Raw genomic sequence first — 24,794 nt, forward strand, 5'->3', positions numbered from 1 at the left:
GTGCAGTCCTTTTTTACGTAATATCTTCTAAAATAAGTGCTTTTTCCTGTTTTGAAATAAATGCTCGCTCTGTAAAGACGCGGTATTCGTTTTCTCTTGTTTTATCTAAAATGGCTTTATAAAAGTAGGCTGCTGCTTTCACCGGTATTCGTGAATAGAGCGGGAATTCATGAAGATGGTCAAAAAACTCCTCGTAGTATGCCTCTGCCTCAAAGGCAATGTACTCCCAGACGTGCTGGAAGGCTTGATTCACAATCCCTTCCTGCAATTCTTGCTCTGTGTACCCGAATTGATCCATCACTTGCTTTGGCAAATAAATGCGGTCTCTTTCAGCCTGATCTTCGCCGATATCTCGAAGGATGTTGGTTAGCTGCATAGCAATCCCTAACGAAATGGCTGCTTCTTTTAGCTGCTCTTTTTTACGCGGTGCAATAATGGGAAGGAGCATAAGCCCAACTGTACTAGCAACATGATAGGAATAGATGAGCAGTTCATCCAACGTTTCGTATCGCTGCTGCTCTAAATCCATCTCCTGTCCTTGGAGCAGGTCACGGAACGGGGCTTCATCCATCCGAAACTCTTGAAATGTATGCTCTAGCGCCACCCATATTGGATCATTCCGGTCTACCTCACCTTGTAAAAATCGATCAAACGTCTCCCGAAAGGATGCAAGGTCCTCTTTTGGCGAAGGGGATTCATCTACAATGTCATCTGCTCTACGGCAAAAGGAATATACGGCCCAGACGGCCTGTCTTTTCTTTTTAGGTAGCATGGAAAAGGCCCGGTAAAACGTTTTTGAATGGGTTTGAATGGTTTCCTCACACACTTTTAATGCTGTTTGTACATCAACCACTTAGCTTCACTTCCTTTCTATCATTCAAATCTTTTAGTAGTACAGAAGCCATAAGCTTCGCACTTTGCATCACGATCGGCACCCCGCCACCCGGATGGATGGAAGCACCTGCCGCATAAAGATTATCTGTCTCACTGACCTTCACTTGCGGGCGGAAGACACCTGATTGAAACAAATTAGGCGCAAGTCCAAAGCTGCCGCCTTCAAACAATCCTTCTCGCAAGGAATCATTTGGTGTTCTGACCTTTTTCCAGACAATCGACTCTCGCAATCTCGGAAAGCCTCTTTTCTCAAGGACATCCACCATCTTCTCGACAAACTCTGTCTCCTCTTCCCAGTTGATATGATCTCCTGAAGGAACGGGAACGAGCATGTATAGAACACTGCAGCCTTCTGGGGCAAGAGATGGATCAATGATCGATGGATTAAATGTATAAAACGACGGGTCTTGAGGAATCGTTTTCGTTTGAAAAACTTCTTTCATATGCTGATCAAAGTGTTCTCCCATAAAAAATTGATGAACAGGTGCTTCATGATACATCTTGTTTAACCCGAGATACACCATCACACAGCCAGAGGACGGCACGTATTTCCGGCGATCTTGTTCGTCTAAACCAAGCTGCTTTAACGCAGCTGGATAATCTCCATTGATCACAAATGCATCAGCGGTTTCATATTCATCATTTACTTTAGCTTTGACTGCCCGTTTCCCCTCAAACACCAATTGCGTGACTTCTTCATTTTTTCTTACATGCACACCCATTTTGATGAGCTGCCCTTCCAATATATCTACTAAACTCGCATATCCGCCTTTTAAATAGTAGATTCCATGCGCGTGCTCACTATAGGACACAAGCGAATAAATAGCCGATGCTTCATACGGGTTTCCCCCAACATAGAGGGTTTGAAGTGCGTATGCATCTCGCAGGCGTTCGTCTGAGAAATATTTTTTCAGAGCACTTTGTACCGTTCGATACGCCTTTAATTTCATTAAAATCTTCATATTCGCTTTTGTAAAAAATGTACGTTTTTCGTGAAATGATTTTTCTAGAAAGGCTTGCTGCCCTTCTTGAAACCGGTCTGTCATTTCTTCCATAAACCTCAGGAACCCTTGATCTTCCTTTGGAAATACACGTCTGATTTCATCTAGCTGACGAAGTGCATCAGAGTATTTCGTATAGGAGGTTCCATCTTGATATTGAATTGTGTACAGCGGATCAAGCTGCAGCAGATCAAGAGATGAATCGTCAATTCCTACCTCATGTAAAATGCCTTTTAACATGTCAGGAAGTAGGACAATGGTCGGACCTTCATCTACTTTATATCCTTTCTCACGTACAAAAGCAAGTCTCCCGCCAAGCCGTTCATTTTTTTCGACAAGGGTGACATCATGTCCCGCTTTTTTTAAATAAAGCGCTGAGATCATTCCGCCAATACCGCCGCCTGCAATTAATATATGTTTCTTCATGAGGCGCTCCCCTTTTCTTGATGCGGCATTGTTTTGTGTGAATGTTTCTCTTTTTTAAGAATGGCATTTGTCGTGATACGTGCTGATTCTAAAATGGTTGGCAGTCCGCTTCCTGGATGTGTTCCTCCTCCAACGAGCCAGCAGTGCTTTAATTCATCAAATTCATTGTGCGGCCTTAGGACCATCATCTGCGTCAGCTGGTGGCCGAGGTTAAATGTAGCTCCTTCATATACGTAAAGGTCTTCCTCCCATTGCTTCGGTGTGATCATCCGCTCGACTTCTATATGCTGTCTCACATTCTGAAAGCCTGTTTTCCGCTCCAATGTATCCAGCACAAGCTCTCTAAATTCATCTTGATGCGCCTCCCAATCAATACCGCTTTGGTTATTGGCAACTGGAGCCAGCACATAAAGAGCTGATTTTCCTTTTGGAGCAAGTGAGTCATCGGTTACACTTGCATTTTGAATATAAATAGACGGGTCATCTGGCAGCTCATATGTCTTCGTAATGCCTTTGACAAATCTAGCATAATCATCGGAAAAAACGATGGTATGATGCGGCTCATCATATATGGTATCCAGTCCTAAATAAAGCATAAAGGTAGAGCAAGAGAATTTTTTCTTTTTTAATTTCTTCTCGCTGTATTTCTTTAAGAGTCCTGGCTCGACAAGCTTTGTCATCACATGTGCAAAGTCTCCATTGACGACAACCTCATCTGCTTGTATTTCTTCCCCAGATTCTAAACGAATGCCTTTTACTTTCCTTCCCTCCGTGAGCAGCTTTTCGACGCCAGCTGACAGATGAATCTCTGCTCCAGCTTCAAGCGCGGCCTTTGCCATCGCTTCTGACAGCTGATTGACACCGCCCTTCGGATGAAATACACCTGTGTCATGTTCCATAAACGAAAGGATCGAGAACGCACCAGGGCATTCCCACGGGGACATTCCTAAGTACTTTGATTGAAATGTAAAAGCATATTTCACTGATTCATTCGAAAAATAGTCTGACAGCACATCATACAAACTTTTATTTAGTGAAAGCTGTGGAAGTGCTTTGATCACCTTCAGGCGAAGGTAATGATGAAAGCGGTCCATTTTACTTTGTAGAATTGGTGTCAAACGATCCATTTTGCGCTTTGTATCCTTCATAAATCTTAGATACCCTTCGCCCTCACCAGGTGCAAAGGCTTCTAATCGTTTGTACATTTCATCGCGATCCCGAATCATATCGAGCTGATTGTCTTGAAATATTAATCTATACATCTCTTTTAATTCAATCACATCAATATAGTCATAAAGATTTTTACCAGCAAAGGTGAACAGCTCCTCTGCAATATAAATCATGCTGAGAAAGGTAGGACCTGTATCAAACGTGAAATCACCAAGTTGAAACTTAGCGTTACGCCCGCCAACAAAGGGCTGTTTTTCGTATACATGAACATCATGTCCTTTGCTTTGAAGCATCATAGCTGCTGCAAGGCCCCCTGGTCCCGCTCCGATCACAATGATTTTCATTATCCTTTTTCCTCCAAATTAATTCACTTTAAGTTAATTATACAAATTAGAAAGATTAGATCAACTTTTGATGTGCTCAAAAAGTCTCATGTTATGTATCAAAAAAGCCGGCTTCCTTTCAACAAGTGCAAGAAAGCCGACCCTTTATTACGCTTCTATATCAATTCGATACGTTTCAAACCAATGATGAATCTGTGCAAGATGGGCAATCAACTGCGGGCCCTTCATGAGCTGGCCATACCATGGCACATGAAAAGAAGCTCCTTCCGTTTCAATCAGCTGCTTTAATTGATGTGGGTCTAAAAATTCGTGAAGTACTGAGTCTTTTTGCGCGAGGCAGTCTGTTAGCATCTCTTTCACAGCCTGAGTATAGGCTGGATGATGTGTTTTCGGATAAGGACTCTTCTTTCGATAAAGCACTTCATTCGGTAAAATTCCCTCTAATGCTTTTCGTAAAACCCCTTTTTCACGATTTCCATGCATTTTCATTTCCCAAGGAATATTCCACACATATTCGACAAGACGATGATCTGCAAATGGCACACGTACCTCAAGACTAGCCCCCATACTCATTCGATCTTTTCGATCAAGCAGTGTTGTCATAAACCAGATCATATTTAAGTAAAAAAGTTCTCTACGGGCTTTATCAACGCCAGTTTCTCCATCTAAAAGAGGCGTTTCTGCCACCGTTTCTTCATATTTGCTTTGCACGTATTCCTTAAGTGACAGCTTTTTTTGCCACGAGTCTTGCAGGAGCTGAGTTCTCGCTTCAGTCGATCTCATCCAAGGAAAACCATTCGTTTCATTTTCCATATGGAACCAAGGGTAGCCGCCAAAGATTTCATCAGCACATTCACCTGACAAGCCAACAACGAAGTCCTTTTTAATTTCTCGGCAAAACCAAAGCAAGGAAGAATCAATATCTGCCATACCCGGTAAGTCTCGAACCTCAACGGCTTCCTTCAAATAGGAAGCGAGCTCTTTTTGTCCAATGATACAGCTGTGATGATGCGTTTGAAACGCTTTTGTCATTTGATCAATCCATGGGCCGTCAGCATTCGGCTGGAATTGATTTGCCTCAAAGAATTGATCGTTTCCTTCGTAGTCAATGGAATACGTATGAAGCGGTGCTTCCCCTATTTTCTCAAAGTGCTTAGCGGCAATGGCAGTAATGGCACTAGAATCGACGCCACCAGATAAAAATGTACATACAGGCACATCAGAGACGAGCTGTCTTGTCACGGCATCTGTAAAGAGATGCTTAATGTGCTGTGCGGTGTCATCAAGTGAGTCGGTATGCTCCTTGCTTTTGACATTCCAATATCTCCACACGCGCAGTCCGTCTTTTGAAAAGGTCAAGGCATGTGCAGGTCTCAGCTCTTTTATCCCTTTAAACACTCCTTGACCTGGTGTTCTTGACGGTCCTAAGCCAAAGATCTCCGACAGCCCTTCATAATCGACTTTTGCTTTGATATCAGGGTGAGCAAGAAGTGCTTTGATCTCTGAACCAAATAAGAAGGAATGATGACGTTCTGTATAGAAAAATGGCTTGACGCCTAGCCGGTCTCTCCCTGCAAATAACAATTCACGCTCACTATCCCAGATCACAAATGCAAAAATGCCATTAAAATGGGAGACACACTCTTCCTTCCATTCTGTATAGGCATGAAGAAGAACTTCTGTATCAGAATGCCCAAGAAAGCGGTGCCCCCTTTTTAATAATTCTTTTCTTATATCCTCCGTGTTATAGAGCTCTCCATTGTATACAATCGTATAAGCATGGTTTTGATGTGTATATGTCATCGGCTGCTTTCCGCCTTCTACATCTACCACCGCTAACCTTTTATGCCCGAAAAGAACGTGCTCACTTTTCCACGTATTTGTATCATCTGGCCCTCTTTTAGATAATGTATCTGTCATTTGATTGATTACATGATCCTGTTGGATGAGCTGCTTTTTAAAGTCTGCCCAGCCTGTAATTCCACACATCATCATCAGCTCCCATCCGTTTTTCCTCAAGTGTTCTCATTCAGCCTTTCTTAGTTTATGCATCGTTTCCTTGATAGTTGATTTGTCCTTTTTTCCCGGCGTATAGGACAAGCTTAATTTGGTAAGAAAAGAAAGAAGAAAGGAGCTTTTGCAAATGGAAAATCGAATGAAGCAGCTTGAACGCTGCAGCCAAAGATGGTGTAATGGGTATTTGCTCATTGAAAACGGGCATTGTCTGATTGAAGATGAAGAAGGAGAGATCATGCTGCCAGAAAGTCTTCAAAGCACAATGATCTGTTTGAAGGAAAATGACCAATGGACAAAAGGGGAATTGCTCGGTTCTATGATTCTTCATGAAAACGGGCAGTTAATAGAAGTACAGGGAGGAGAAAACATTCAATATACGGCGTCCCTTGCCAAAGGATGGCTTGATCTTCTCATGTTCGTACCGGAAAACGTTTTTGATCACATCCTTGACCAGATAGAGCAGCTTGGTTTTTCCGTCTATGATTGTGTTTTCTCTTCCTTTCATTCAATGCAGCGCGTCTCTTTCTTTCAGTTTTCGACAGATACGCAATCACTTGCACTTCAATGTCACTATGAGCCTGCAGCCAGCCACATTCGTTTTGAATGGACCACTTCAGACGGACAACGGATCGTTTCACAATTTGATGCCACATAAAAAGGACACTGCTTCGTATAAGCAATGCCCTTTTTATATTAAAAGATATGGAAACCGATCGGCAGACGTAAACCGAGAAGAATGGTCACAATCGCAAATACGATAAACCCAATCAACACACCAGTCACCGATTTTCCTTTTTTCTTGCGCACTAGGACCATTTCCATGAAACCGATCACGAGGATACCGAGAATCATTTTTCCAATATACTCGCCCCCGAAACCTGGAATTTTCATTCCTGTGCGAACATACAATTCTACGCCTGTTGCGATAATGATCAAGTAGAATAAGCGAACGATCATGTGCACAATTTTAGCGCCTTTGTCGTTTTTACCTGCAAGAGCAAAGGCTACGAAGAATAAAATAATCCCCAGCACCCATGCTGTGATATGTAAATGTGTTCCCATTTGTGATTTCCCCCTTTATCAGAACAAGTACCTTCTCATCGTACCACGAAATAAGTCGAACACAAAGCGACAATCCTGTGTCATCACGCGCTTTATTTGACGTGATTTGTCAGCGTTCCAATCGGTTCAATTGTGATGTCAATTCGATCTCCAGAAGCTAAAAACTTAGGCGGTTCAAAGCCCTTCCCTACCCCAGAAGGTGTACCTGTTGCAATGATGTCACCCGCTTCTAATGTCATCCCTTTTGAAAGAGTGGAGACAATGTCTTCAATTGTGAAGATCATTAATTCCGTACTGGCAGACTGACGAACCTCTCCGTTTACCTTTGTTTCCACATGGAGCGCACCATGATCCTCGATCATTGACTTATGAACGATATAAGGTCCTATCGGGCAGGTTGTATCTAAGCTTTTGCCAATGAAAAATTGTTTATGTTTTTTCTGCAAATCTCTTGCCGTCACATCATTTAAAATGGTGTAACCGAATATATAATCTTGGACCTCTTCAGGAGCAATGTTTTTCCCTGATTTGCCCATCACAATGGCAAGCTCTCCTTCATAATCCAATTCACTTGTCACACCTTCATGAAGAAGAATGTCCGCTTCGTGTCCAATGACAGAAGTAGGTGCCTTTGTAAAAATCATCACGTCTTTAGGAATATCCGCCGCACTTCCCATCTCCATGACATGGTCTTGATAATTCTTTCCGACACACATGATGTTTTTAGACGGCTTTGGAATCGGCGCATGGAGTTTCACGTCCGAAAGCGGATATACATAAGAACCGCGGTCTTCTTCTTTTTTCTCAGCCCAATCAAGAAGCTGTCCTACATGTTCAACAAACTTGTCCCCCATTTTGATACACTCAGATAAAGAGTTTGGCAGTGTCTCAAGCTCAAATAATTTGGCTTCTGCCTTTTTGACGTCCATCACCCATTCATCATCAATGACTACCCCAATAAACATGCTGCTATGTATCTCACCTGTAAAAAACTTCATGTCTTCCCCTCACAATCTTCATTTCGCTAAGTTATGATGTCTCATTTTATTTCTCTACGAAATAAAAAAAACCCTTTTTTATCATACTCTCTTTTAAAAAGGGTTTCAAAAATGATGATTGAATGCTTAGCGGAAACGGCGGTACTCCCACATGTTCCCTTGATCCCATTTACGCTCAACATTTCCTCTATTTCTGGAACGATGCGATTTCTTTCCACATCTTCGGCAAGAGCGGCTGCGTTTATGGTGATGAGAACGTTTAGATCGATGGCTGCGGCGCGACTTTCGGCTCTTCTTATTGTGGGATCTGTGCTTGCTGCGATGTGACTTGCGGCAGCTCTTCTTCTGGTGCGATCTGCATTTGCTGCGATGTGACTTGCGGCTGCTCTTCTTATGATGAGATCTGCATTTGCTGCGGTGTGACTTGCGGCAGCTCTTCTTATGGTGCGATCTGCATTTGCTGCGATGTGACTTGCGGCAGCTCTTCTTTTTGCTTCTGTAAGATTTTTTGCTTTTATATGACTTTTTACTCTTCATGCTTTTCTTCGAACGATAGCTTTTCTTAGAGCGATAACTTTTCTTTGAACGATAGCTTCTGTAGCTTATGTGACTTTTTCGGTTCGCTCTTTTTGCTTCTGTAAGATTTTTTGCTTTTATATGACTTTTTACTCTTCATGCTTTTCTTCGAACGATAGCTTTTCTTAGAGCGATAACTTTTCTTTGAACGATAGCTTCTGTAGCTTTTTTTACTGCGGCGTGATTTACGGCGTCCACCACCGCCAAAGAACCAATGACCGCGACTTGAATGACGAGAACGAGCTGACTTATGCGAACGTCTCGATTCTGGTTCACGATCTAAGTGATGATCACGTCCCTCACTTCGAAGTGAAGCTACTGCATGTTCAATGTGTGAATGATCAAATGTACTCACGAACAATTCCCCTCCCAGTCTATCTTCGACAAAACAAACAGACAAAGCTGTTTATCTTCTCTGCTTTATGTTACGAGACTCGGTAGACAAGTGTTCGTGACGAATGCCTCTTTCCTTGAAAACTCCATGAATACCTACCAGCCGGTACAGGACATTCCTTCACTTTCATATCGTAAAGAAGAGCATATAGGAGGCTGATGAACATATGAACACAGAACCTTTAAAACAAATTGATATGTGGATTCATCCAAAGGACCTGATTGAATTAAAAAAAGACATTTGGAACGATGAACCTGTTGAAGCTATTCTAAAAACCGGCCAAACCAAATCACATATTTATGCTTCATACCGCGGATCGCACATTAGAAAGCTTAAGAAAAAGTCCTATCAAATTGAATACCGAAAGCCAAAACAAAGACAAGGCGAATCCATCTTTCATTTAAATGCAGAGTACAATGATCCGTCGTTTATCCGAAACAGGCTGTCCTTTTATTTCTTTGAGCAGATGGGGGTGCATAGCCCAGCCGCTTCTCATGTGTTTCTCACCATAAATGGAAGAAAGGAAGGGATTTATTTGAAAATAGAATCTGTCGATGAGTTCTTTCTTCAAAAACGGCAGCTTTCAGGAGGCGGCATTTATTATGCGGTTGATGATGACGCGAACTTCTCCCTTTTGAGTTCTTTTGATAAAAAACCAAAAAAGCACCTTCTTCTCGGATATGAGAAAAAAACGGGGACTTCTCAACATGATCAGCAGCTGAGCGAATTTATTTACTTTCTCAACACAGCGAAAGATGACACTTTTGCAGAAAAAATTGAACAATACCTAGATGTGACACAATATTTCCGCTGGCTCATCGGTGTGGTATGCACACAAAACTTTGATGGTTTTGTTCATAACTACGCCCTTTATGTAAATGAACAAGGGAGGTTTCAAGTACTTCCTTGGGATTATGATGCAACATGGGGTCGTGACATTCATGGAGAAGAAATGCCGTTTGATTATATCCCAGTAAACGGGTTTAATACATTAACTGCTAGATTACTAGATATCCCTTCGTTTAAAAGAGCCTATTACACACTTTTCCAGCATGTACTCGATACACATTTTGTAGAAGACCGGCTCTGCCCAATCATAGAGAAATGGCATGAATCGATTGAGGATCGAATTGGAGATGATCCATATACGAAAGGCCGAAAAGACATCTTGCAGTCTGAAAGAGACTTAATCCGGCAATATATCAACAAAAGACGACGTTATTTACAGACTGAGATCAAAAAAGAGATTTTTGGTACGTAAGAACACTTTCGAATTTTGTCACTTTATTACTCATATTGACGAAACAGCTTTTTTTATAGAAAAATAGGGTATACTAACCATATCCTTCTATTTGATAAAAAATGTGAGAGTTGGCGTCCGTTATGATCAATTATGAAATTGAACAAAAAAGATTACATTTAATTGAGACTGCAAAAAAATTCGGGATGAATGCCGAAGAAACGATCAGGTGCAGTCAAGAGCTTGACACACTCTTAAATAAAGGCATCAAATCCACCTCTAAAGATTGCTCAAAAAAAGGGTAAACCATACATCTAATTCCTCTCATCAAAAGCTTTCAAAAAGACAATCACACATTAAAAGACCCATCATAAGCTATGGTGAAACGCCCAAAACAAGTGCCCTAATTTTATAAAGGATGTGCACCGCTATGCCGGCTATTGTGGGAGCCTTTAAAGTAAATGCCGTCGGAACGAGCGGAGTCGTTCATGTTGGAGACTGCATCACTATTTCTCCAAATAGTCAGGTTAAAACGTTTGCTGGCGCAGGCAGTTTTAATACTGGTGATCAATTGCGAATTAGCAACTACAAAAGTGTGACAAATACGTACGACAGTGATGTCATTGATCAACCGCTTGTTGGTAACTTGTAAGGAGTGAGGATCCGTTGAACTTCTATATTAATCAAGCGATACAAATTAATTATTTACGTGTAGAGTCTGTAAGTAACTCCTCTGTTCTGCAAATTGGGAGTGCTGGATCCATCAAGGCCCTTTCCAACCTGTATAACACGGGAAGCTACGTAGAAGCAGCGCCTGCCGCAGCAGGTACACAAGGAATTGAAGAATCTCAAGGCGCAAGCACAGCACCTTTTGTACCGCTTCAGTCACCAACAACTTAAGTCATCTGCAATCCCCGGAGGTGTATGTAAATGTATGATTATCAGAGCAACGCTTCACAAGTATATGGCATCATTCAAAAACACTCGCAACAAATCATGATGCTTGAAAAAAGGCTTAACGAGCTTCAGCATGAAATACAAATGATCAAAGATAAACCGACAACGAATATTGAACGGATTGATTATCAATTTGATCAACTGAAAATCGAACGGCTGGAAGGAACGCTGAATATCGGCCTCAATCCATCTGATCCAAACAGTGTTCAAAACTTTGAAGTGGGCCAAACAACAACCCCGGGAATTGGAATGATGCAGCAAGAAATGGCTGATCAATTTTTCAATCAAACACGGCAGCTTGTCGATGCATTTTTAAATGAAGAAGCCCCAGAACTTCTTGAAGAACTAGAACAGCGATATGAAGGGTCCCTCGATGAAAGCAACAAACACCATATCATTGAGGATATTCGCAAGCAAATTGACAGCAGGATCAAATACTATGCGGGACAGCTGCCACACCGGGAAGAAATGACACCGCTGCAGCGTTCAGAGCAAATTGCTGAATATGTGAAGCATGATGTAAAGCGGGCGATTGAGCACTTTTTAGCCCATATTCCAAGTGAAACGAAAGGAGAGGAAAACGGATGAATTTCACAGTTGTCAACCGCAACATCGAGACCGGAAGCATTAAAGTAGTCGGGGTTTCGTCCTCTTCCCTGTTTATCATCGGGGACACAGACCATGTACAATTATCCTCGATTTTCGATACACCGCCAGAATCACTGATTATTGGCCCGTTTGTTCCTCTGGCACCTCGATAATGATCAAGCGCACATCTAAAGTGAAGTTCTCAAAGGTGAATTCTGTCGGGATTTCGAGTGTGGTTCAAATTGGTGATACACAAGAGCTGTGCCCGAAAGTCAAGGTTTTAGCTGTTCAACGAACCATTAGTTTGTTTTATGGCTATGAAGCGGAAAATTTAGATGCGAAAGAATTTGAAGTGTATTATGAGCCCATTCCATTGATGCTGCCAGAACGATCAGTGAGAACGGCATTTTACCATGAAAAGCCTGTGATTAAAGTGTCTTCAATCCATGTAGAAGGGGTATCATCGTCCTCTGTCTATCAAATCGGCTCTACTTGTAGAATGAATGGCGTTGCGCGAGTGAAGCATATTAGAGAGCTGTTTAGCAATGATGAAAGTCCGCAAAACTCACAAATGGACCTACCTGCGCATATGATGGTGATATGACTTCGAATAAAGGATGTCGATTATGCCAGCAATTGTCGGACCCATTTACATTAACTCTATTTCTGGAGGCGTCGTAAACGTCGGTGACTCATTCTACCTGTCGCCTAAAAGTTCGTCAAAATCTGCTTTAGGCTCTGGAGCGGGGAATACCGGAGATTTCTTGATATTAAATAATGGCATTAGCGCCACCAACTATGTGGATCCTGACTTAAATGATCAGAATATGGTAGGCAATGCATAAAGCAGCTCCTCTACACCCATTTCAAATAGAGGAGCGCTTTTTTATGCTTATTTTTTTCTGCGCTGTCTCGATTTTTTCGTTTTGACCAGCTTGCTTGCCGGCTGTTTCCGAATCCATTTGATGTACGAAGCAAGCTTTTCATCCTGCCTCAGTGCATCAATTGTATTCAAACGTGCGGCAAGCTCCTGGTTTGTAAAGAGGGCATGTACTTGTTTATGACAAGGGATGCATAGGAAGGCAGTCGGTAAAAAAGCCCCGCCCTCTTCTCTTGGCGTTAAGTGATGTTCTGTGAGCAGGACATCTTGTCTTCCGCACATCTCACATAATCCAATTGTTTGCTTTGCCACCGTGTCATCACCTCAATATTTACATTAATTCCATTGAGACTGTTGTCCCTTTCCCGCTTGGATCTGCTGGATGGACAATCAGTTTTTTCGGCAGCCGCATTTTCAATTCTTCCACATGGCTGATGACACCGACAGCTAAGTTTTGAGACTGTAATTTCTCTAATGCGGTAATCACTGTATCGAGCAAGTCTTGATCAAGGGTACCAAAGCCTTCATCAAGGAAAAAGAATTGCAGCGGGAACTCACCTCTCAGCTGAATCTGCGCTGAAAGAGCTAGTGCAAGCGCAAGCGACGTCAGGAAGGTTTCCCCGCCGGACAAGCTGGACACTGGACGTCTGACACCGCCATTCGCATCATCACGCATGACAAAGCCGCCTTCTGAATCAACTTCAATCGCATACCTTTGTCTTGTCAAAATACCAAGACGGGCAGATGCATCACGACTGACACTTTCCAGCTGTTCTTCTGCTAAGAACTCAACAAATGTATTTCCTTTAAACACGGTTTGCAGCTTATCGAGCCGATCAATTTCTTGCTGCAGCTCCGCCAAGCGTTCATGAATACTTGCAAATCGCTGGTGATTCTCTTCCATTACACGCAGATGTTCATATGCAGAGCCGCTCATCACTGTTGCTTCTTCCAATGCCTTCTCTGCCGCTTCTTTCCTCAGTTGAATATCAGTCCACTGCTTTTCATCTAGTGACTCATCTTTCAGCAGTTCAGAAATTCGCTTTAAGTTTGCGGCACATTGCTTTCTTTTATCCTCAAATTCGTCAATTTCTTGTTTAACCGAGTGACGTACTGCCTGATTCATAAAAGCAGATTCAATCTCTTGAGGCTTATCAAAAGGAGAAGACTCCGATTCTTTAGCCCATGCTGCACTTGCTTCTTGTTTTCTCCGGTCAGCCTCTTGAAGCTGACGCTCACAGCTTGAAAAATGACTTTGTGCTTCACTAAAGAGCTCCTGCGCATGCTGTAATTGCTTGTACGATTGCTGTTCCATTTCATTGAGACGAGCAAGCGTGTGTTCAACCTCGATCAGCTCTTCAGAAATAGAGACAGCTTTCAATGGATATCTCCCTAAATCTGTTTCATATTGATAAATGAGCTGCTGCTGGCTTTCTAGCTGATGCGCTAGTTTATCAAGTTCCTTCTCTACATCATATATGGCTGTTTGCAGCTGTTCTTTTGCCTGCTGTTTTTCTTCCAAAAATGAAATACTTTTCTCAATACGCTCTTTATAGCCTTCCGCTTGCTGGTCCTTTTCGTCGATCTGCTTTTGCATCTCTTGTACTTGGTGCAATGTAAAGTGCGGGAAGGCCTGTTCAAATTGAGACGTTTGCTCTGAAAGCTCAGATTGAAGCTCCTTGATCAGCCCGTCTAATTCTTCGATACGCTGCTGATCAAATGTCATTTGATCTTTCGTCTTGCTTATCTCTGCTGCTTGATCGTATGTTTCATCCATTAAACGAGCTCGTTTACGTTCAACTTCTTGAATATCTTGTTTCAAGCCTTTCCATTCTTGCATGAGATACTGCAAGGACTCCGGCTTTTGCACTGCTTCTACTGCTGCTGCAACTTCCGCACCTGGAGCTTTCTGAGATAAAAAGGCAAACTGCTTTACTAATTGATTGGCGTGCGTTTCCAATAACTGCTTGGCGGCATACATGTCTCTTGTATATTCCTCTGCCTGCTTGAGCTCTGTGTCCATCCGTTGAATCACTTCATCGATTTGTGCCACTGTTTCTTCATGGTCATTGTTTTCCAATGCCTTTGGATCATGATGAATCGATCCACAAACAGGACATGGCTCACCATCTACGAGCTCTGCCGCTAATTCTTTTCTTAATTCTGCCGCCCTAACAGCATCACGCTGTTTTAATTTTGCGAGCTTCTGACTTTGTTCTCTTTTACTCCATTCTGTAAAAGCCCGTTCGAATTCACATACATAGAAATAGAGCTGTTCAATCGCTTGAAACGATTGGTCTATTTTTTCATGATGGTCTTTTTGCTGTTTTTGAAGCTTTTCATATGCTGCTGCGGTCTGTGTTGATCGCTTTTTGAGCTCCTCCATCTTTTGTTCTTCCTTGTGTATGCTTTGGTGTATTCTTTGAACATTTTCGCTTAAACGCAAAGCATCCTGTACACTTTTCCGTTCTTTTACAGAGACTTGTAATTGCTCCAGCTCACGCTTCAGCTGTGTTTGTTTTGCCAGTGCACGTTCTAACAAAGATTGGAGATTGTCTGCTTCTTCTTTTTTTTGTAATAATTGCTGCGCTGTATCGTTTTTTCGCTGTTCGATTGCCGTCTTTTCCTGAAGAGCCGCCTCTTTTTTCCGTTCAATTTCCTTTAGCTGAAGCAGCTGCTCTTTCTTTTGAAGAAGTTCTGGCTCAGTTTCTATTTTCTTTTGCCTTGCTTGCTCATAGTTCTGCGTCATTTGATCATAGATCGTTCGTTGATGCAGTAGCTGATTTTCTGCTTCCTGCTTCTCTTTTAATGCTTGAGAAAGCTGATTTTCAGCCTTTGTTAATGCATCCGCATAAGGCTTTAATGCCTCTGCCTGCTCAGCAATATGAAGCTTGGCCTTTTTTTCTTCCATTGATGGTGCCAGTTGATTCAGATGGTTTAGTTCCGTCTCATAGGCTTCTCGTTCCTTTTGATACTGCCAAATTGTTTGCGCCTTTGTAAAAGCAGTGAACGCTTCATCCCGTGCTTGTTTTTTCTCATGAAAAATAGCCTTTGCCTGCTCAGCCGCTTCCTTTGCCTTTGCGAGCGCCTCTGGGCCAGCTTCTCCTAAGCCATTCAGCTCAGCAAGCAGTTCATTTTTTTGTCCATACTGATTCTGCGCTTTTGCGCGCAAACGTTTAACGAGCTGATCCCCATACTTTTCCAGGTTAAACAAACGCTGTAGCATTTGTCGTCTATCGGCTCCTTTTAGGGAAAGGAATTCTGCAAACTTCCCTTGAGGCAGGACAACCGCTCGCGTAAAATCATCAATGGTTAACCCGAGTAATTCTTCTATTTTACGATTGACCTCACTCGCTTTATCTGCAAGAACTGTCTGTGTATCCCCAATTTCAATCAGACGGCATAGTGTCGTTCTGACTTTCATTTCATCTGCCCGCTTGAAAGCACGTTCGACTTTATAAGAAATGTGGTGTTCCTTTTGTAAAGCGAACGTAAAGGAAACTGACAGCTTCTCTTCCGCTTGGTTCAAAATACCATGTGTATTATTTAACGCACGTTCCACTTTGCCATAAAGTGCCAGGGTCATGGCGTCTAATATGGACGACTTTCCGCTGCCTGTCGGTCCAAAAATGCCAAACACACCTGCATCACATAATGAGCTAAAGTCAATTGTTTGTTCTTCTCTGAAGCTATGAAGTCCTTTAATGGTTAGCGTAATCGGCTTCAAGTCGCTTCCTCCTCTTGCATTTCATTGGCGAGCTCCAAAAACAGCTTGACTGTTTTTTCATCAGGAAGACCGCCGCCTGTCTGGCGCTCATAAAATTTCACGAACCGCTCCTCGATTGAGAGCTTTTCGGCTTGCTTTTGTTCTTCCACTTGCTGAAGTTCTTTAAATTTCGGTCTAATATGGACAAACCCGCTATGCTGCTTTCGGAGCTGATGGATCTCTTCTATGGAGAGCTGATCTGTTAAATGAATTTCTAAATCAATCCATGCCTGAAGATCCCGTTTTTCATCCAGCCACTCGTGCACTTGACTCAGTCCCTCAGTTGCCTTCCATTTCACAAGTGGTTTGCCGCTTGATAACAACACTTCTTTCCAGCTTGCTTTTTCATTAGGTTTTGCCTCTACAATCGTGACTGATTTGGCATACCCTGATTCAGAAAAGCTGTAAGCAAGAGGTGACCCGGAATAGCGGGCAATCGTTTTGGCACGCTTGATGGTTTGCGGGCGGTGCAAATGACCAAGGGCCACATAGCAGGCTGCTTCTGGCAGGCTTTCTGCCGAAACAGTATATGCACCGCCTACTTCAATCGGTCTTTCTGAATCTGTTTGACTTCCTCCTGCCACATAAATATGGCTCGTTGCGATATTGACCGTATCGGCTTGAAATTGAGTGCTTAAATGTTGGAACGCTTGCTGTATTTTTAAATTGTAATGATCGCGAAGCAATTTCTCTTCAAATGTTTCAGCCAGCACCTCGTTTAGTCTCGCTTCAGACGGATAAGCGAGTGCTGCAATGGATAAACGTTCACTTGAAGAAGGAACATCGACGCGGATGATGTCATTTGTCGGATAACCAATTAAATGAATCCCCTGATCATTAGTTAAAGGAGATGCGGCAGATAGTCGATCCGGATTATCATGGTTGCCTGAGATGACCACGACCTGACGTTTTCCTTTATCAGATAAGGCGGATAGACTTTCATAAAAAAGCTGTTCTGCTCTAGCAGGCGGATTCACTGTATCAAAGGCGTCTCCAGCCATGACAATGACATCAATGTGTTCGTCTTTTACGATTTGATACAGCTCATCTAAAAACTGTGCTTGCTCATCAAGCCGGCTCCGGCCTTCAAGGGTTTTTCCTAAATGCCAATCTGCCGTATGCAGAATCCTCATGTGATTCACCTCTCATTCCGATACATTTATAATGAAATTTCTAAATTACCATCAAAGAAATAAAGAATTTTCTCCTCTAATTTTCTGTTTGTTAAACGTTCTACTGCTTTTGCATATAACGCTATTTGAGTTTCATAGCGCTTTTTCAATATAGGTACAGCTGCTTCAAGACCGTCTGTATATCTGCCTTGCACTCTATCTGTTTTATAATCTAGTAAATATAGTTTTCCATCCGTTTCAAACAAACAGTCAATCATCCCTTGAATAAGGACAGGCTCCCCCTCTGCATCAATATGGCTGTATACCTCTTTAACAGGTAACACCATACTAAATGACACTTCTCGTTTCACCCAGTCCGCTTTCCGCAGCTTTTGACCAATAGAAGTAGAGAAGAAAGCTGCAATTCCTTCTTGATCAATTGACTGGACTTGTTCATCTGTTAGCAAGTCTCGCTGCTGTAAGGAATCGAGCAGCTGATGTATACGGATTTCATCGAAGGGCTCGTCAGAAGGAAGCGCAATATGCTGCATGACTGTATGCATTGCGGTGCCTTGCTCTGCGGCAGTGAGTGTTTTTTTCTTCATGAAAGCCGGCCGGTCATACATCGTGGCACGGTCTTTTCGAAGAGAAGAAGGAACACTGTACTCATCCTGTATTTCTTTCATTCTTTTTATCTCGGAAACTGACTGCTTTGTGCCGACTTGTGAGGCCGCTAGGTATGGGTATCTCCATGAAAGTCTCTCTGCTACTTTCTCATCAGCATCACCATATTTTTCAACAGGCAGACCTTCCATCAAAGCTTGTACCACCTCGTCCTGCTGCTTCTTTTCAAGTGACATATCTTCTTTTAGAAGATCGGAAGCTTGAGTAAATGAGATCGTGAATGCTGATGGGTGTGACAGAACAACATCACCTGTTTCTTCTAAAATAGATGACATTGCTTGGTGGCGGATGAGAGCAGGACCAATAAAATCTAAGTATGTTTTCGATTGATAACGTTCAAAATCAGGGAGGAGCCAGTCCTCTCCGGTTGCAGCATTTTGCCATTTGCTTAATGCCTTCACCTGATTTTTGACAGAGCCGACCAGAAATAATTTCTCCTTAGCCCTTGTGAGCGCTACATATAGAACTCTCAGCTCTTCAGATAATAGCTCTTTCCTCATCTTTTTTTTCATCGCCACAAGCGGTAATGTTGCATAGCTAATTCTCAGCTCTGGATGAATATATTTGCTTCCAAAGCCTAATTCTTTATCAAGCAAGTAGGACTGGTTTAAGTCCATCATATTAAAGTTTCTGCCGAGTCCTGCGGTAAAGACGACTGGAAATTCTAATCCTTTACTGCTGTGGATCGTCATCATGCGAACAACGTCCTCTGTTTCACTGAACGTTTTTGCCGCACCAAGATCATCTCCACGCTCCTGCATTCTTTCGATAAAACGAAGAAAACGGAACAGCCCTCTAAAGGCAGCTTTTTCATACTGCTTCGCTCGATCATAAAGAGCACGGAGGTTCGCCTGTCTCTGCTTGCCTCCAGGCATCCCGCCAACGTAATCTAGATACTGCGTATCGCGGTATACTTCCCAAATCAATTCCGCTACTGAATGATTCATGGAGAAATCACGCCACTTACGCAGCAACCTGAAAAACCGTTCTAGTTTTTTGCATGTAGGGTGATCTGAATGAGTCACACTCATAAATGCCTTCACAGCATCATAATAAGTGCCTTTTTTATCACTCGTGCGAATCAGTGCCATTTCATTTTCGTCTAAATGAACAATTGGTGATCTTAATACAGCTGCAAGCGGGATATCCTGATATGGATTATCGATGACTTTTAACAGAGAAAGAATCACAGACACCTCTGTTGCTTCAAAATAACCGGAGGAAAGATTCGCATACACAGGGATTCCCTGCTTCTTCAATTCCTCCATCATTTGCGGAGCCCAAGGCATGGAGCGAAGTAAAATCACAATGTCCCGATACTGCAAGTTACGGGTCATTTGCTGTTTTGCATCGTACACTTGAAATGGCTGCTCCACCAATTCTCTTATTTTTTTAGCAATGACTCTCGCTTCTAGTTGTACGGTCTCTAGTTCTTCTCGCTCTTCGTCAGTTTCTGCTTCCTGTTGATCTAAATGTACAAGAAGCATTTCTGTCGTTGTATCTTCGCTTTCTGGATAACTAGCTCCAAGCTTTAATTCAGCTTGTTCATCGTAATCAATTTCTCCAACTGTTTCCCCCATCAGCTGTTTGAACAAAAAGTTCGTACTGTCTAACACATCTGAACGGCTGCGGAAGTTTTTATTTAAATCAATTCTCTTCCCTGTTTCTTTGCCGTCTGGTGTAAATTGTTTATATTTGTTTAAAAAGAGCATAGGCTCAGCCAGTCTAAAACGATAAATGGACTGCTTTACATCACCAACCATAAACAGGTTGCCCTCTGCAGCATGTTCCCCTTTAGATACAAGCCTTAAAATCGTTTCCTGTACAAGGTTTGTATCCTGGTATTCATCAACGAGCACTTCTTCAAACTGCTGTTGATAGTACTTGGCCGCTTCTGTTTCAATCAAATTTCCTTCCGCGTCCTGCTCTGCTAAAATGCGTAAGCAATAATGCTCTAAATCCGAAAAATCCACGATTGATTTTTCTTGCTTCGCTCTTTCGAAACGCTGTCCAAATTGGATGACAAGCTCCACAAGTGTTTCGATCACCGGCTTCATTTCAGCTAAACTTTTCAAATGCTGGGCGGGACTGCGCATAAAGTATTCATCTTTGAGCTTTTCTAATTGTTTTTTTGCTTGATTGCGTGCATCTGTGGCTTTTTCTAACAGCACAGGGTCATATTCGTCCCCTTTACATGTTTTGAGCCTTTTAAAATTGATGTTTGGCAAAAGCTCGTAAAGCTTCTCAAAATCATCTTGGTGCCTGATTAATTCATTGATCTGCTCTAAATCATCTATAAAATTTTCTGCTCTCGGCGCGGGGCCACCCGGTTCTTTTGATAGGGCGAGAGCTCGTTCGAGCAGTTCAAGACAGCTTCGAAAAACGAGAGAAAGGTCCTCTTTGATATATGGGTAAAACGGTAATTGTTCTACTTTTGTTTGAGCATCTACATCATAAAGAGAAAGGAATGCCCTCATCCATTGTTCAGGTGAAGGATGAGATCTGGAAAACTCATAAATTCTCTTCACAAGCCATTGCAAATCTAAATCATGACGGTCAGAAGTGTAACGATCAACCAGTTCAAAGAACGCTGGCTTTCCAGCCTTATATTCATCCTCAAACAGTTCATCTAACACTTCATCTCCTAATAATTCTCCTTCTGTTTGATCAGCCAAACGAAAGCCTGGATCAAGGTCAATCTCATAGTAAAAGGTGCGCAAAACCTGCAAACAAAAGGAGTGCAGGGTGGAAATATTGGCACGATTCATGAGCGACAGCTGTCTTCTCATATGAAGGGACCCGGGGTTCTTAGCTAATTCCTTTTCAAGTGCTTCTGTGATCCGATGCTTCATCTCTGCCGCAGATGCATTTGTGAAAGTCACAACGAGCAGACGATCCACATCAACTGGATCTTCTGGACGGGTCATTTTTCGAATCAGCCGTTCAACCAAAACAGCTGTTTTACCTGACCCTGCCGCCGCCGCAACAAGGATATCTTGTCCTTCTGAAACGATGGCTTCCCACTGGTCATCCGTCCAAGTACTGTTATTCGGTTTTGGTATTTGCATACTGATCCCCTTCTTTTTTGATCCGGTCTATCACAACATCATCCTTTTCAGATGAAAGCACTCTAAATTCATTATCCTCTATCGATTCATCAAATTGGCAAATAGACTTAAATGAACAAAAGCGGCATGGTGTTTGATCCTTCAATTTATATGGATTAATCGCTACCTCGCCATTTGTAATTCTTTCGCCTGCCTCTTCAAACGTGCGCCGAACATGCTGTGTGAGTATATGGAAATGATCTTCACTTAAAACAGCAGAGTCAGAACGGAAAGACCCATCCTTTTTCAAGCCAGCTTGAATGACTTGTGATCTTCCTGATTCAAGCGTTTGATCCATTAGCTTTACCACTTCTACATCTTCAAGCAAAAGACCTTTCATTTTAAATTTCTTGAATATTTCCTGCTCAATTTCATCCTCTGCAAGCGGAATCGGTGCTTGAATGAGCGGATCATGAATATGGAAATATAAAATGCCAGCTGGCGTTGCTTCTACACCGAGCCACTCCTTTGAATACGTAATCGTCAGGTCTAAGTATGTGAGCATTTGCAAGGCCAGCCCATAGTATACTTCTGCTAGATCAAGACCTTTCTCACTCGATTTGTAGTCGACGATTCTCAACAGCAGCCCTTTTGAACCTTCTGCTTTATCCACCCGGTCAATTCTTCCGACAAGCTCCATCGTGCAGCCATTTTTCAATTGAAAAGTAAACGGCGGAAGTGGCCCTTGGCCGCCAAAGCCTAACTCAAGCCCAACGGGAGAAAATCCACTCACTCTTGCATGCTCACTTAATATAGAAGAGACTCGAATCAAGATTTTCTGGAGCTTTTCTTTAATATAAGCATGCCGGTTAGAGCTTAATAGGATTTCCTTTTGAAGACGCGGTGCAAGCTGTTCGATTGCATGTCTTGAATAGTTGACACAGTCATCCTTCGTTAGGTTTTTCCAATCCTTTTTTTGTTCAACAAGCGTATCTGAAATATGCTTTAAGGCCGAGTGAAACAGCTGGCCGATATCGGGTGCTTCCAATTTATAAAATTGCCGGTCCTTTAGTTTTAACCCGTGGGAAGCAAAGTGAGAAAATGCACACGCATTGAATTTCTCCATTCTTGAAACACTGCCTTGAATGTGATCACCATAAAGTTCTTTTGTGACGTTTGGTTTTAAGCGCTTCGCTCGATTTGTAAAAAACAAACTCGACAAGATGTTTTTTGATACTTCCCGATGAGATGACGCCATCAAATAATTATAGACACTCCACCATACACCACTGATGGGGTATTGGTTGAGCCATTGCTGCAACTGCGAGACAGTATACGATAACGAGACATGCTCATTCGCTACAAATTTTAATTGCTCCTTGTCATCCAGCTGTTCCGGGTCTAACACATACAAAGTATGCTCATGATTTGGCATAAGCTCCTGACAATACTTGATAAGAGGCGAAGGCAATAGAGAGCGCCCCTCTTCATCTGACACTGAATAAGACAGATACAAATGATGAGATGGACTCGACAGCGCCTGGTAAATTAAAAATTGCTCATCTAGCAGCCGTTCTTTTCCTGTCTCTGCGAGTTCTGCTCCTGCTCGTTTTAACCACTCCCGGTCATCCTCAGACAAAACACTTTCGTCAGAAGGACGTGCGGGAATAACGCCATCATTTACCCCAATGATAAACATACACTTCACTTGATACATTCTCGATAAATCCATACTTCCGATAAATACTTGGTCGAGTGAAGGCGGAATTAAAGCGAATTTTAAAGAGGCCAATCCTGTATCCATCATCTGTTGGAATAAAGGAAATGAGAGCTCCTCCTCACCGAGCATTTCAACAAATTCATCCATTAATTGAATAACAGCATCCCATACTTGTCCATGCTGCATGGCTTCAGCTAATCTACCTGCTTCTTCAGCTTCCAGCCTAGCCTTTTCAAGTTTATCAGGCACTTGTATTTCCTCTAAAAAGACATAGACTGCCTCTACCATGTCTTTTACCTTTTGCGCTTTTTTCAGCCTTTTTTGCAATTGGAAAAGCGGCGGTGCGATCCATTCCTTTACATCATTCAGCATCTGTTCCATTTCAATTTCTTGATCTGTTTGTCCAAAATCCTCATCTAAGGATTGGAATCGTCTGTAATGGAAACGGGAACCGTTTGTCCAGCGTTCTCCTTTTACACCATAAGCAATACAGTAGTTTTCAAGCTGGTCTGCCTGTTCTCTCGCTTTGTTTTTGGCAAGTTCGAGCGGAAATAAGAACTCTGTCTTCACGCAGCGAAACACGGCCTCATAACGCCAGTTTCCTTTTATGACATCCAAGCTTGAACGAATTAATTCAATGAGCGGATGATACTGCATCGATTCATTTCCATCAATAAAAAATGGAATATCGTAATCTCGAAAAACCTCTTTTAACGTATCTTTATAGTCGTCTACATGCCGCGCTACAATCGAAATATCTCGCAGTCTAAGTCCTTCTTCTCTCACTAAATGAAGAATTTCTCTCGCTACTCCCTCAATTTCAGCTCGTTTACTCGCACTTTTAGACACTGTGAGATGAGGGGTTATTTCCTGATATGGCTTCACCGGTCTCTGCTCATATTGCCGTTCTAAATAAGCAAGATCCGACGTATGAAGATGACGGTTATTTTTCTCCAAAATGTGCTCAGAAATGGACGCGCCGCACTCTTTAGCAAGCTGATAGAGCTGGAAATACGTTTTACCTGTCATACGAAATAAATCAAGTTCATTTGGCTGTTTATCATGATAGGAACGATCCACTGTGAAAGCAGCCGTTATTTTCTCAGCATGCAGCAAAAGCTGTTCAATGACGAGAAGCTGCTGCGGTGTAAATTGATAAAAACCATCTATATAAATGTGTGCTCCTTTTATTTCTTCAGATAAAGGAATTTGCTCCGTGAGAAGCGTCAAATAGTCTTCTGAGTGCACATATTCATCTTGTAAATGCTGCTCCATCTGCTGATAAAGAACATGCAGATCATGCAATTTCTCGGCTGCCCGTCTTTCTTCTGTATACTCTGAATGCATGCTCTGTAATGAAATTTTTTCAATATCCTCAGGCAGCATGCAGTATCTCTTGAACTCAGCCATCGTCTTTTCGATTTGCTCGACAAACCCCGGCTTATCACTCGCTTTTTTGAATACCTTAAACTTTTCTTTCTCCTCTTCAATCACTTTTCTTAAAAGCATTTGAATTCCTGTGCTTGTCACAAATTGCCGGTTCGCTCCACCAGTCTGCTGTAAAATAGACCAAGCAAGACGCGTGAAACTAAATACTTTGGCCCTGATCATCCCGCCAGCTTCAGACGTTTTTGCAAGCTCGTATTCCATTAAGAATGTCATTTGATCCGGGACTAAAAAAATGATTGGCGGACCCAACGGATCAAGCCGAAGCTGTTCTTTGATTTCCTCTAAGATTGCAGTCGTTTTTCCACTCCCCGATCTGCCTGCTAAAAACTGAATCTCCACGCTCCACAACACCTTTCTTATGTACTCATATTCTAGCGAAAATAAAAGTAAATAGCTATTTTCCCCTTCTCTTTCCTAAAAAGATATAGGCACCTTTCCTTACTCTTCTCATATCATAAACCATCATGAAC

The 24,794-nt window shown here is 42.3% G+C and carries 22 protein-coding genes; 10 read left to right on the forward strand and 12 right to left on the reverse strand.

What is annotated here, in order from left to right:
• Nucleotides 1-13 precede the first annotated feature (13 nt).
• From BA81_RS11005 to asnB, 4 genes are all read right to left on the reverse strand, one after another.
• On the reverse strand, nucleotides 14-853 hold the full coding sequence (locus BA81_RS11005) for a phytoene/squalene synthase family protein (protein WP_034282127.1): 840 nt from the start codon (nucleotides 851-853) through the stop codon (nucleotides 14-16).
• Entirely contained in the window at nucleotides 846-2,321 is a 1,476-nt protein-coding gene (locus BA81_RS11010; RefSeq protein ID WP_034282128.1) for a phytoene desaturase family protein, read from the reverse strand. Before BA81_RS11010 ends, BA81_RS11005 begins: the two co-directional genes overlap by 8 nt.
• Nucleotides 2,318-3,835, reverse strand: a complete 1,518-nt coding sequence (locus BA81_RS11015) for a phytoene desaturase family protein (RefSeq protein ID WP_034282130.1) — start codon at nucleotides 3,833-3,835, stop codon at nucleotides 2,318-2,320. Before BA81_RS11015 ends, BA81_RS11010 begins: the two co-directional genes overlap by 4 nt.
• 147 nt (nucleotides 3,836-3,982) lie before the next feature.
• Nucleotides 3,983-5,824, reverse strand: coding sequence for an asparagine synthase (glutamine-hydrolyzing) (gene asnB / locus BA81_RS11020; RefSeq protein WP_034282132.1), 1,842 nt, complete (start codon nucleotides 5,822-5,824; stop codon nucleotides 3,983-3,985).
• A 154-nt stretch (nucleotides 5,825-5,978) separates the two neighbouring features.
• Between asnB and BA81_RS11025 the strand changes: the two genes are divergently transcribed.
• Nucleotides 5,979-6,506, forward strand: a complete 528-nt coding sequence (locus tag BA81_RS11025) for a DUF2777 family protein (protein ID WP_034282134.1) — start codon at nucleotides 5,979-5,981, stop codon at nucleotides 6,504-6,506.
• Nucleotides 6,507-6,544: 38 nt separating this feature from the next.
• On the opposite strand, the gene BA81_RS11030 is transcribed toward BA81_RS11025, so the two are convergent.
• Nucleotides 6,545-6,913, reverse strand: coding sequence for a YisL family protein (locus tag BA81_RS11030; protein WP_034282135.1), 369 nt, complete (start codon nucleotides 6,911-6,913; stop codon nucleotides 6,545-6,547).
• Nucleotides 6,914-7,005: 92 nt separating this feature from the next.
• Complete coding sequence (locus BA81_RS11035) at nucleotides 7,006-7,911, reverse strand: fumarylacetoacetate hydrolase family protein (RefSeq protein WP_034282137.1); 906 nt, start codon at nucleotides 7,909-7,911, stop codon at nucleotides 7,006-7,008.
• Between the two features lie 111 nt (nucleotides 7,912-8,022).
• Between BA81_RS11035 and BA81_RS19545 the strand changes: the two genes are divergently transcribed.
• Nucleotides 8,023-8,238: a hypothetical protein gene (locus BA81_RS19545; protein WP_034282138.1), complete on the forward strand. Its 216-nt coding sequence runs from the start codon at nucleotides 8,023-8,025 to the stop codon at nucleotides 8,236-8,238.
• A 235-nt stretch (nucleotides 8,239-8,473) separates the two neighbouring features.
• Here BA81_RS19545 and BA81_RS19550 read toward each other — a convergent pair whose 3' ends face one another.
• Complete coding sequence (locus BA81_RS19550) at nucleotides 8,474-8,842, reverse strand: CotG/ExsB N-terminal domain-containing protein (RefSeq protein WP_051627349.1); 369 nt, start codon at nucleotides 8,840-8,842, stop codon at nucleotides 8,474-8,476.
• Nucleotides 8,843-9,047: 205 nt separating this feature from the next.
• Here BA81_RS19550 and BA81_RS11050 point away from each other — a divergent pair, with 205 nt between their 5' ends.
• From BA81_RS11050 to BA81_RS11085, 8 genes are all read left to right on the forward strand, one after another.
• Nucleotides 9,048-10,142 (forward strand): CotH kinase family protein, encoded by a 1,095-nt coding sequence (locus BA81_RS11050; protein ID WP_034282139.1) that lies wholly within the window; start codon nucleotides 9,048-9,050, stop codon nucleotides 10,140-10,142.
• Nucleotides 10,143-10,264: 122 nt separating this feature from the next.
• Nucleotides 10,265-10,426, forward strand: coding sequence for an aspartyl-phosphate phosphatase Spo0E family protein (locus tag BA81_RS11055; RefSeq protein ID WP_029707539.1), 162 nt, complete (start codon nucleotides 10,265-10,267; stop codon nucleotides 10,424-10,426).
• A 125-nt stretch (nucleotides 10,427-10,551) separates the two neighbouring features.
• Nucleotides 10,552-10,773: a spore germination protein gene (locus BA81_RS11060; RefSeq protein ID WP_003211745.1), complete on the forward strand. Its 222-nt coding sequence runs from the start codon at nucleotides 10,552-10,554 to the stop codon at nucleotides 10,771-10,773.
• Between the two features lie 14 nt (nucleotides 10,774-10,787).
• The gene (locus BA81_RS11065; protein ID WP_003210877.1) at nucleotides 10,788-11,021 is read left to right on the forward strand and encodes a spore germination protein GerPB; all 234 of its coding nucleotides are present in this window, start codon (nucleotides 10,788-10,790) and stop codon (nucleotides 11,019-11,021) included.
• A gap of 30 nt (nucleotides 11,022-11,051) precedes the next feature.
• Nucleotides 11,052-11,666, forward strand: coding sequence for a spore germination protein GerPC (locus BA81_RS11070; RefSeq protein WP_034282141.1), 615 nt, complete (start codon nucleotides 11,052-11,054; stop codon nucleotides 11,664-11,666).
• Nucleotides 11,663-11,839 (forward strand): germination protein GerPD, encoded by a 177-nt coding sequence (locus tag BA81_RS11075; protein ID WP_003210893.1) that lies wholly within the window; start codon nucleotides 11,663-11,665, stop codon nucleotides 11,837-11,839. Before BA81_RS11070 ends, BA81_RS11075 begins: the two co-directional genes overlap by 4 nt.
• Nucleotides 11,839-12,270 (forward strand): spore germination protein GerPE, encoded by a 432-nt coding sequence (locus tag BA81_RS11080; protein WP_034282143.1) that lies wholly within the window; start codon nucleotides 11,839-11,841, stop codon nucleotides 12,268-12,270. The genes BA81_RS11075 and BA81_RS11080 overlap by 1 nt, the downstream gene beginning before the upstream one ends.
• 22 nt (nucleotides 12,271-12,292) lie before the next feature.
• Entirely contained in the window at nucleotides 12,293-12,511 is a 219-nt protein-coding gene (locus BA81_RS11085; protein WP_003211468.1) for a spore germination protein, read from the forward strand.
• A gap of 47 nt (nucleotides 12,512-12,558) precedes the next feature.
• Here the strand turns inward: BA81_RS11085 and BA81_RS11090 are convergent, their stop codons facing one another.
• Genes BA81_RS11090 through addB form a run of 5 tightly spaced genes read right to left on the reverse strand, consistent with a single transcriptional unit; the run spans nucleotide 12,559 to nucleotide 24,663 of the window.
• Complete coding sequence (locus tag BA81_RS11090) at nucleotides 12,559-12,858, reverse strand: HNH endonuclease family protein (RefSeq protein WP_034282144.1); 300 nt, start codon at nucleotides 12,856-12,858, stop codon at nucleotides 12,559-12,561.
• A gap of 19 nt (nucleotides 12,859-12,877) precedes the next feature.
• Nucleotides 12,878-16,273, reverse strand: a complete 3,396-nt coding sequence (locus BA81_RS11095) for an AAA family ATPase (RefSeq protein WP_034282146.1) — start codon at nucleotides 16,271-16,273, stop codon at nucleotides 12,878-12,880.
• Entirely contained in the window at nucleotides 16,270-17,445 is a 1,176-nt protein-coding gene (gene sbcD / locus BA81_RS11100; RefSeq protein ID WP_034282147.1) for an exonuclease subunit SbcD, read from the reverse strand. Before sbcD ends, BA81_RS11095 begins: the two co-directional genes overlap by 4 nt.
• Nucleotides 17,446-17,471: 26 nt before the next feature.
• Nucleotides 17,472-21,176, reverse strand: a complete 3,705-nt coding sequence (gene addA, locus BA81_RS11105) for a helicase-exonuclease AddAB subunit AddA (protein WP_034282149.1) — start codon at nucleotides 21,174-21,176, stop codon at nucleotides 17,472-17,474.
• Nucleotides 21,154-24,663, reverse strand: a complete 3,510-nt coding sequence (addB, locus tag BA81_RS11110) for a helicase-exonuclease AddAB subunit AddB (RefSeq protein WP_034282151.1) — start codon at nucleotides 24,661-24,663, stop codon at nucleotides 21,154-21,156. Before addB ends, addA begins: the two co-directional genes overlap by 23 nt.
• Between the last annotated feature and the right edge of the window lie 131 nt (nucleotides 24,664-24,794).

The sequence above is a fragment of the Bacillus safensis FO-36b genome, assembly GCF_000691165.1.
Taxonomy (GTDB): Bacteria; Bacillota; Bacilli; order Bacillales; family Bacillaceae; genus Bacillus; species Bacillus safensis.

Bases quoted from the DNA above. Each gene is read 5' to 3' on its own strand.
- BA81_RS11050 (WP_034282139.1), top strand. From the start codon at position 9,048: ATGAACACAGAACCTTTAAAACAAATTGATATGTGGATTCATCCAAAG.
- BA81_RS11075 (WP_003210893.1), top strand. From the start codon at position 11,663: ATGAATTTCACAGTTGTCAACCGCAACATCGAGACCGGAAGCATTAAA.
- addA (WP_034282149.1), bottom strand. From the start codon at position 21,176: ATGCAAATACCAAAACCGAATAACAGTACTTGGACGGATGACCAGTGG.
- sbcD (WP_034282147.1), bottom strand. From the start codon at position 17,445: ATGAGGATTCTGCATACGGCAGATTGGCATTTAGGAAAAACCCTTGAA.
- BA81_RS11070 (WP_034282141.1), top strand. From the start codon at position 11,052: ATGTATGATTATCAGAGCAACGCTTCACAAGTATATGGCATCATTCAA.
- BA81_RS11025 (WP_034282134.1), top strand. From the start codon at position 5,979: ATGGAAAATCGAATGAAGCAGCTTGAACGCTGCAGCCAAAGATGGTGT.
- BA81_RS11035 (WP_034282137.1), bottom strand. From the start codon at position 7,911: ATGAAGTTTTTTACAGGTGAGATACATAGCAGCATGTTTATTGGGGTA.
- BA81_RS19545 (WP_034282138.1), top strand. From the start codon at position 8,023: ATGATGATTGAATGCTTAGCGGAAACGGCGGTACTCCCACATGTTCCC.
- BA81_RS11055 (WP_029707539.1), top strand. From the start codon at position 10,265: ATGATCAATTATGAAATTGAACAAAAAAGATTACATTTAATTGAGACT.
- BA81_RS11085 (WP_003211468.1), top strand. From the start codon at position 12,293: ATGCCAGCAATTGTCGGACCCATTTACATTAACTCTATTTCTGGAGGC.
- BA81_RS11080 (WP_034282143.1), top strand. From the start codon at position 11,839: ATGATCAAGCGCACATCTAAAGTGAAGTTCTCAAAGGTGAATTCTGTC.
- BA81_RS11010 (WP_034282128.1), bottom strand. From the start codon at position 2,321: ATGAAGAAACATATATTAATTGCAGGCGGCGGTATTGGCGGAATGATC.
- BA81_RS11060 (WP_003211745.1), top strand. From the start codon at position 10,552: ATGCCGGCTATTGTGGGAGCCTTTAAAGTAAATGCCGTCGGAACGAGC.
- asnB (WP_034282132.1), bottom strand. From the start codon at position 5,824: ATGTGTGGAATTACAGGCTGGGCAGACTTTAAAAAGCAGCTCATCCAA.
- BA81_RS11030 (WP_034282135.1), bottom strand. From the start codon at position 6,913: ATGGGAACACATTTACATATCACAGCATGGGTGCTGGGGATTATTTTA.
- BA81_RS11015 (WP_034282130.1), bottom strand. From the start codon at position 3,835: ATGAAAATCATTGTGATCGGAGCGGGACCAGGGGGCCTTGCAGCAGCT.